Annotated in this window: 8 protein-coding genes; 3 read left to right on the top strand and 5 right to left on the bottom strand. The window is 36.9% G+C overall.

Annotated features, from left to right (window positions below; genetic code table 11):
- A partial coding sequence (locus RHS_RS29050) for a membrane protein insertase YidC (RefSeq protein WP_047835174.1) occupies positions 1–1,095 on the bottom strand: 1,095 nt, incomplete at its 3' end.
- Between the two features lie 26 nt (positions 1,096–1,121).
- Entirely contained in the window at positions 1,122–1,172 is a 51-nt protein-coding gene (locus RHS_RS32340) for a DUF6783 domain-containing protein (RefSeq protein ID WP_334292439.1), read from the bottom strand.
- Between RHS_RS32340 and RHS_RS32335 the strand changes: the two genes are divergently transcribed.
- The gene (locus RHS_RS32335; RefSeq protein ID WP_334292438.1) at positions 1,152–1,262 is read left to right on the top strand and encodes a DUF6783 domain-containing protein; all 111 of its coding nucleotides are present in this window, start codon (positions 1,152–1,154) and stop codon (positions 1,260–1,262) included. The genes RHS_RS32340 and RHS_RS32335 overlap by 21 nt on opposite strands.
- 34 nt (positions 1,263–1,296) lie before the next feature.
- On the opposite strand, the gene yidD is transcribed toward RHS_RS32335, so the two are convergent.
- Genes yidD through rpmH form a run of 3 tightly spaced genes read right to left on the bottom strand, consistent with a single transcriptional unit; the run spans position 1,297 to position 2,047 of the window.
- Entirely contained in the window at positions 1,297–1,506 is a 210-nt protein-coding gene (gene yidD / locus RHS_RS32330) for a membrane protein insertion efficiency factor YidD (protein WP_081820329.1), read from the bottom strand.
- A complete protein-coding gene (gene rnpA, locus RHS_RS29045) occupies positions 1,503–1,859 on the bottom strand; it encodes a ribonuclease P protein component (RefSeq protein WP_044297197.1) in 357 nt (118 codons plus the stop codon). Before rnpA ends, yidD begins: the two co-directional genes overlap by 4 nt.
- A gap of 53 nt (positions 1,860–1,912) precedes the next feature.
- Complete coding sequence (rpmH, locus tag RHS_RS29040) at positions 1,913–2,047, bottom strand: 50S ribosomal protein L34 (protein WP_027295399.1); 135 nt, start codon at positions 2,045–2,047, stop codon at positions 1,913–1,915.
- Positions 2,048–2,647: 600 nt separating this feature from the next.
- On the opposite strand from rpmH, the gene dnaA reads away from it, so the two are divergent.
- Complete coding sequence (gene dnaA, locus RHS_RS29035) at positions 2,648–3,997, top strand: chromosomal replication initiator protein DnaA (protein WP_027295400.1); 1,350 nt, start codon at positions 2,648–2,650, stop codon at positions 3,995–3,997.
- A 392-nt stretch (positions 3,998–4,389) separates the two neighbouring features.
- Positions 4,390–5,429 (top strand): DNA polymerase III subunit beta (dnaN, locus tag RHS_RS29030; RefSeq protein WP_047835173.1); only part of this gene is annotated, 1,040 nt, incomplete at its 3' end.

Below are 5,429 nucleotides of genomic sequence, written 5' to 3'. Positions count from 1 at the left end.
CTTCACATTCAATTTTGCCTGATTAGATATCTTCTGAGGAGGCAGGCCCATCTTTTCACGTTTCTTATTTTGCTTCTCCAGGTTTTTGGAGATCAGTGCTTCCACATCTACGCTGTCCATATGTTTGTTAACAATAATCTGCTGAACACTTCTGATTACAGCACCGGCGATCCAGTAGAGTCCCATACCTGCCGGCAGTGTCAGACAGAATACTGCTGACATGATCGGCATGATCATATTCATGGTCTTCATGGAGCTTGCCATGGTACCACCCTGTCCGTTTGCATCCGGCTGCGGCATCAGTTTGGTGTTAAACCACTGTGTTAAACCAGCCAGAACAGGAATTGCAATTGCTCCTATAATAACCAGGATTGCTCCGGTTTTAATTCCAGCCTGAAGCATACTCATGGGAGCATCTGCTATATTTAATCCAAGGAAATTATTAAAATGGTCTACCTTATCCTGGGTTCCGGTGATAAGGCTGCTTAAATCCGGAAATTTACCAGCCAGGTTTGTCCAGTCATCCGGTTTGAATTTATATAAGGTATCTACAATTGTTTCTGCTTTATATCCGGCACTTTCAAAATTAATCTGATTCTTAGAAGCGATATCAGTTAAAAATGTCTGTGCTGCGGAGTTATTCAGTAACTTGTCCACTAAAGGCATGAATGCATCTTTAATTCCGCCTACATATGCCGGAATATTCCAGATTACCTTATACAAAGCAAATAAAATCGGCATCTGGATAAGAAGCTGCAAACAACTTCCCATAGGAGAAACTCCATATTTTGAGTAAACAGTTTTTGTTTCTTCATTCATCTTCATCATAGAAGCCTGATCCTGTTTACCTTTATACTTTTTCTGAATTGCCTGAAGTTCAGGGTTCATCTGTGCTGAAAGCTTTGAAAACTTTTGCTGTTTGATCGTAAGCGGCATTAATAACATATAAATAACAATAGTAAATAAAATAATACAAAGACCAATGTTTTGAATATTGAACAGATTATTCAAAAACAAGTAAATTGCATTCATGATAAAACCTAAAGCAACCGCAACAGGTCCAATAATGAATGTTGTACTTTTTGTTAACAACATTTTTGACAAGACTTTTTCCTCCTAAATTAGTCACACACTCCAGAGCGTGTCTGAAAATTCATTCCCGCCATCTGCACGCCCCACTTTGCGGCATATTTGCCCCGAATTCAGGTTACGTAGCCCGCTACGCGCCCTTCATTCGGGCACAAATCTCCCACAAACTGTGACGCGCAGCTGTCAGAAAGCAATTTTCAGACATGCTCAAGGGACCGGATCATATCCGCCCTTAGAAAAAGGATTACATCTCAATATCCTCCAGCAGGTCAAGATGGTTCCCTTAACAGCACCATATTTTTCAATTGCCTCTAACCCGTACTGTGAACACGTAGGTATATAAGGACAACGAGTGCTTTTTAATGGCGATAAATATTTTCTATATAATTTAATCAAACCGATTAATAATTTTTTCATTTATCATCAATCTTTTCTATATGAAATATGTTATGAAGTTTCCCTAAATGCAAAAGTGCGCTCTCTATCTCTGCAAAACCTTTTTCCTTTGCACTCACTCTCGCAACTACAACAATATCATATCCTGGCAAAAAACCGGATTCATTCAGCCGATAACTCTCTCTTAGTAATCTGGTTAACCCATGCCTCACTACGCTATTGCCAACTTTTTTACTGACTGAAATACCCAGGCGGTTCCCGGATAACTGATTTTCTAAGACATACATTACTAAATATCTGTTCGCAAAAGATTTTCCTTTCCTATATACATATTGAAAATCTTTATTCTTTTTCAATGATTCTGAAAATACCATAGGCCATCCTTTACCAATCATTTAAAGAGAAGAAAAGGCCACAAATCTGCGGCCTATGCTGATAATTTTTTTCTTCCTTTTGCTCTTCTAGCAGCGATAACTTTTCTTCCGCCTACTGTGCTCATTCTAGCTCTGAATCCGTGAACCTTAGCTCTGGATCTCTTTTTCGGTTGGAATGTCATTTTCATGAGTCTGGCACCTCCTTCTATCTAACCAAATATCTATTAGCATAATTGGTAAATTATATTTTACATGCTTAAAAACATCATTTCAATTATATTCATAAATATGCCGTAAGTCAAGCTATTCCTTTATTTTTTTATATTCTTTACCCTCTTTTAACTTTTCCACACTTATTTTCCACGGTTTACATAAAGTTATCCACAAATTGGGGATAACTTGTGTATAACTTTTTCCATAAATGTGAAAAACTTTGATTTTTCAGGACATCCCCCGTAAATAAAGCCTGTATTCTATGTGGATTTGTGGATTTGGTTATTCACAACGATGTCGAAATTTTTGGATGAAAGTGGATAAATATGTTCACAAAATGTTATTTCCAAAATTTTTGATTGCTAAATTGATTAATTTAGTTTAGAATTAGATAAGGAAATCTATCTTTAAATAAATGGTTGTGGATAACATTTAGCTGCAATCATTTATTGTTGTGTTTTTCTGGAGGCTCATCCACACAGTACAAATTTGTATTGTTTTTGGATAAACACCAGGAAATAAGCGGATTTTTACCAATGCGAAAAACGGAAGAATATATTTAAGGAGTCGTTAACATGGACATCATAATAGAAAAATGGGATGAAATACTGTATACAGTAAAACTAGAACACGAATTATCGGATGTTTCCTTTAATACCTGGATAAAACCATTAAAGGTCCACAGTATAGAAAACAGCACGATTATAATCTTGGTTCCATCAGAGCAGATGGGGCTTAATTATATAAGTAAGAAGTATACACTTCCTATTAAAGTAGCGGTCGCCGAAATCACGGGACTGGATTATAATATAGAATTTATTTTACCTGAACAAGCGAAAACGATAGAGAAATCAATGCCGCCTGCCTCTACTTTAAATGAAAATCTGGAAAAAGCCAATTTGAATCCTAAATATACTTTCGACACTTTTGTAGTTGGTGGAAACAACAATTTTGCCCATGCTGCATCACTGGCTGTTGCGGAATCACCCGGCGAAATGTACAACCCCCTCTTTATATATGGAGGTGTTGGACTTGGAAAAACCCATTTAATGCACTCTATTGCCCACTTTATATTAGAAAGAAATCCGCTGTCCAAGGTATTATACGTAACAAGTGAGTCCTTTACAAACGAATTGATTGAAGCGATTCGTAACGGAAATAATACTGCAATGACAAAATTTCGTGAAAAATACCGGAATATCGACGTACTGCTCATCGACGATATCCAGTTTATTATAGGAAAAGAATCTACCCAGGAAGAATTTTTCCATACGTTTAATGATCTTCACGGATCCAAAAAACAGATTATCATCTCCTCCGATAAACCGCCAAAAGAAATCCAGACTTTGGAAGGAAGGCTTAGATCCCGGTTCGAATGGGGCCTGATCGCTGATATTTCCTCGCCGGATTATGAAACAAGAATGGCTATTCTTCGAAAAAAAGAGGAGCTGGACGGTTATCAGATCGATGATGACGTAATCAAGTATATTGCCACAAACATCAAGTCCAATATCCGTGAGCTGGAAGGTGCATTGAACAAATTGATGGCTTTCAGCAATCTCGAAAAACGCGAAATCACAGTGGGATTGGCAGAAGAAGCCTTAAAAGATATTATTTCACCGGATGAAAACAGGGAAATTACCCCGGAATTGATCATTGATATCGTTGCGGAGCATTTTCATCTAAGGCCTGAAGATCTAAAAGGTAACAAACGTAACTCGGAAATTGTATTTCCACGCCAGATTGCTATGTTCCTCTGCCGCGAAATGACAGATACTCCATTAAAAACCATTGGAAATATTATGGGCAAGAAGGATCATACTACCATCATTCACGGCTGCAAGAATATTAACAATGAAATGGCAAAATCGGAAAATGTCCGTAATACGGTGGAAATCATAAAGAAAAAAATTAATCCCAATTGAGGATAAGTGTGAAATAAAATCGCTTTCACACTACTTATTAAGGCAGGCCTGCAATATGCAGGAGGTATCAATATGAATACCTTACACCGGGATTTAAATAATAAAAAAATATGGGTATTGGCAGAAGATTTTTCCCTTAACAAACAATCCACACGATTTTGTTGAAAACCAGCATTGAATGTGTGTATAATAATCATTTTTAAGGGGCTCTGTTGATAACCTGATTTTTATACTTTAATTTCAGAGACTTTTTCACATACTTATTAATTTACGGGAGGCTTATGCACACGGCCTCTTCAGACTTATTCACAAACTAACAGCCCCTAAGGTTAAGACTACTGATTCTCTTAATAATTTATTATATAGCGGGCTCGAAAGGAGTTACCCACATTATGAAGATTGTCTGCTCAAAATCAGATTTACTAAAAAGCGTTAACATCGTTATGAAAGCTGTTCCTTCTAAAACAACGATGCCAATACTGGAATGTATCTTAATAGATGCATCAGCCAATGAAATTAAATTAACTTCTAATGATATGGAACTTGGAATTGAAACAAAAGTGACCGGTGATATCTTAGAAAAGGGTATTATTGCACTGGATGCAAAGATTTTTTCTGAAATTATTCGAAAATTACCGGAAAATGATATTGTTATTGAAACAGATGCAAAATTACAGGCAACGATTACCTGTGAAAAAGCTAAGTTTAATATCTCCGGAAAATCGGGTGAAGATTTTTCTTATTTACCTTATGTAGAAAAAAATGATTCCATTGCCCTGTCCCAGTTCACTTTGAAGGAAGTAATTCGTCAGACGATTTTTTCCATTGCAGCGAATGAAAATAATAAAATGATGACCGGGGAATTATTTGAAATTAATGAAAATGAACTGAAAGTTGTATCATTAGATGGTCATCGAATATCGATTCGGAAAATCGAATTAAAGGATACCTACGGCCACAAGAAGGTTGTCGTTCCCGGAAAGACACTCACGGAAGTGAGCAAGATTTTATCAGGAGAAGTGGAAGATGAAGTACGTCTGTTCTTTACAAATAATCATATTGTATTTGAGTTTGACCAGACAACCGTTGTATCCCGTCTGATTGAAGGCGAGTACTTCCGGATAGAGCAGATGCTCTCCAGTGATTATGAGACAAAAGTAGAAATAAATAAAAAAGAATTGCTTGATTGTATCGATCGTGCTACTCTTCTTGTAAAGGAAAGTGACAAGAAGCCGATTATCATCCAGATCAGTGATGATGCTATGGAACTGAAAATCAATTCCCAGATCGGTTCGATGGATGAAGAAATTGATATTACGAAAGAAGGGAAAGATATCCTGATTGGATTCAACCCAAGATTCTTAATTGATTCACTTCGTGTCATTGACGATGAGAATGTTACCCTGTATCTGGTGAATCCGAAAGCACCCTG

This window comes from Robinsoniella sp. RHS, from assembly GCF_001029355.1.
Taxonomy (GTDB): Bacteria; Bacillota; Clostridia; order Lachnospirales; family Lachnospiraceae; genus Robinsoniella; species Robinsoniella peoriensis.
Note: the sequence above shows the minus strand (reverse complement) of the source record. Positions and strands in the feature narration are given on the sequence as shown.

Bases quoted from the DNA above. Each gene is read 5' to 3' on its own strand.
- yidD (WP_081820329.1), bottom strand. From the start codon at position 1,506: ATGAAAAAATTATTAATCGGTTTGATTAAATTATATAGAAAATATTTA.
- rnpA (WP_044297197.1), bottom strand. From the start codon at position 1,859: ATGGTATTTTCAGAATCATTGAAAAAGAATAAAGATTTTCAATATGTA.
- dnaA (WP_027295400.1), top strand. From the start codon at position 2,648: ATGGACATCATAATAGAAAAATGGGATGAAATACTGTATACAGTAAAA.
- rpmH (WP_027295399.1), bottom strand. From the start codon at position 2,047: ATGAAAATGACATTCCAACCGAAAAAGAGATCCAGAGCTAAGGTTCAC.